The sequence below is a fragment of the Reyranella soli genome, assembly GCF_007992495.1.
GTDB lineage: Bacteria > Pseudomonadota > Alphaproteobacteria > Reyranellales > Reyranellaceae > Reyranella > Reyranella soli.
In genome coordinates, this window is record NZ_BKAJ01000002.1 from 1 (window position 1) to 2,571 (window position 2,571).

Genomic DNA, 2,571 nt, shown 5'->3' on the forward strand with positions numbered 1-2,571 from the left:
GACCGGCCATCGAGCCAAGCAACGCGAAATGTCGCTTCTGTCGCGTTTTAGGCGACAGCGTCCGCGCGCCGCCAGGACCGAAAGAGGCAGAGGCATCAATGACCTACGGGGAATTTCCGCCACAGTCGCACGAACGCGATCCCGTCTGCCGTTCAGCCCGTCAGAACCACTGTGCAGAGCTACTAGTCCCGGGCGGGATCGTTTCTCGAAAAAGTTTCTACATCCGGATTGGAAATCGAAGCCGCCTGGCCGCGCTAAAGCAAGACACGCTGGTCAGTCGCTGTCATCCGGACCAAGACGTGAAGAACTCGAGACCGTACCAGGCGGCCCTCCGCGAAATGCGTAAGAAGAAGCCGGACACCGCGAAGGCTCGCATGCTCCTCGAACGCGCGTTGAAGAACGGCGACACAACGGCCGCCTATGCCTTGGGCACGTGGTATCCACGGCGCGCACGTGAAGAAGGATGTGACCAAGGGCACCGAGCTTCTGCGCCAGGCGGCGGCCGAGAACGTACCGTCAGCGCTGTACGATCTGGCGGTGTCCTATGAGAAGGGCATCGGCACGAAGAAGAACACAAGGAAGGCCTACGAGCTCTACTTGCGTGCTGCGATCTGGGGCGACAAGCAGTCGTACCATGAAGTGGGCCGATGCCTGTTCTACGGCATTGGCGTATGACGCAGCAGAACTTTCGCAGCTTTCTGGCTCGACCGCGCCAAGGATCTCGGCGTGTCATAAGCGTCCTCCCGATCGTCGCGTGGAGAGAGTTCGGGAGTTGATGAACCAGCGACGGGCCGACCTCCTGCCGATGGGCGAAAGAAAGACCACGATACGAGGGACGACTTCGATCGCTATCGCCTAGTATTTCAGTCTGGCAGGCCAGGGATAGCGCATGAACGCCTCGTCAAAGGGCAGTGAGCAGGCAAAGACAGTTGAGACGGGCAATCCCGACGTGATCGTGATCGGTGCCGGCGTCGCGGGCCTGTATCAGCTCCACCGCCTGCGCGGCCTCGGCCTTCGCGTAAAGGTCTTCGAGGCCGGCACCGATGTCGGCGGCACCTGGTACTGGAACCGCTATCCCGGCGCGCGCTTCGATTCGGAAAGCTGGTCCTACGGCTATTCCTTCTCCGAGGAGCTGCTGCAGGAGTGGGAGTGGCCCGAGCATTTCTCCGCCCAGCCCGACACGCTGCGCTATCTCAACTACGTCGCCGACAAGTTCGACCTGCGCCGCGACATCCGCTTCGGCTGCCGCGTCGTCGCCGCGCACTTCGATGACGCGAACGATCGCTGGACGATCACCCTGGAGAACGGCGAGCCGGCGAGCGCGCGGCTCCTGATCACGGCGCTGGGGCCGTTGTCGGCCTACACGTTGCCCAACATTGCCGGCCGCGACAGCTTTCAGGGGCAGGCCTTCCACACCGCGCGCTGGCCGCGCGAGGGTGTGTCGCTCGCGGGCAAGCGCGTCGGTATCATCGGCACCGGGGCGACCGCCATCCAGTGCATCCAGACCATCGCCGCCGAGGTCGGCCATCTCACGGTGTTCCAGCGCACGCCCAATTGGGCGGCGCCGCTGCACAATCGGCGCATCACCCCGGAGGAGCAGAAGAAGATCAAGGCCTCCTATGTCGAGATCTTCGAGCGCTGCCGGCAGACCAGCACCTGCTTCATCCATCAGACCGATCCGCGCAAGGCGCTGGAAGTCTCGGCCGAGGAGCGCGAGGCATTCTGGGAGAAGCTCTATGGCGAGCCGGGCTTCGGTATCTGGGTCGGCAACTTCGCCGACGTTTTGACCGACAAGAAGGCCAACGAGCTCGCCAGCGCCTTCATGGCTAGAAAGATTCGCGAGCGGGTGCGCGATCCCAAGGTCGCCGACAAGCTGATCCCCAAGGACCACGGCTTCGGCACGCGCCGGCTGCCGCTCGAGACCCGTTATTTCGAGGTCTACAATCAGGACAATGTGCGGCTGGTCGACATCAACGAGACGCCGATCGAGTGCATCACGCCCCAGGGCATCCGCACCAGCGCCGAAGACTTCGCCTTCGACATCCTGATCTACGCCACCGGATTCGACGGCGTCACCGGCCCCTACGACCGCATCGATATCGTCGGGCCCGGCGGCCGGCGGCTCAAGGACGACTGGGTGGGCACGCCCAGAACGATGTTCGGCATGATGGCCGAAGGCTTTCCCAACATGCTGATGGTGCTGGGCCCGCACACTGCGCGCGGCAACATCCCGCGCAATATCGAGGAGTTGGTCGACTGGATCACCGACCTCGTGAAGTTCATGCGCGACAACGGCCTCCGCCGCGTCGAGCCGCGCGTAGAGGAAGTGGCGGCGTGGGTCGCCGAGGTTGAGCAGGCGGTAGAGGGGCTGCTGTTCGCCGAGGTCAATTCCTGGCAGACCGGAGTCAATCGCAACGTCGAGGGCCGCCAGGTCCGTCGTGTGCTCGGCTACTACGGCGGCGCGGTCGAGTACCGCAAACGCACCGGCGACGTGGCCGCCGGCGGCTATCGCGAGTTCATGTTCAGATAACGGGAGCGCGGGCCTCCGGCCCGCTCAGGAGCGGGCCGGAG

Annotated in this window: 2 protein-coding genes; both read left to right on the top strand. The window is 63.9% G+C overall.

The window, feature by feature from the left end:
- Window positions 1–453: 453 nt before the first annotated feature.
- Window positions 454–675 (top strand): tetratricopeptide repeat protein, encoded by a 222-nt coding sequence (locus tag RSO01_RS00095; RefSeq protein WP_170302758.1) that lies wholly within the window; start codon window positions 454–456, stop codon window positions 673–675.
- Window positions 676–889: 214 nt separating this feature from the next.
- Window positions 890–2,530 (top strand): flavin-containing monooxygenase, encoded by a 1,641-nt coding sequence (locus tag RSO01_RS00100; RefSeq protein ID WP_147144915.1) that lies wholly within the window; start codon window positions 890–892, stop codon window positions 2,528–2,530.
- Window positions 2,531–2,571: the final 41 nt, after the last annotated feature.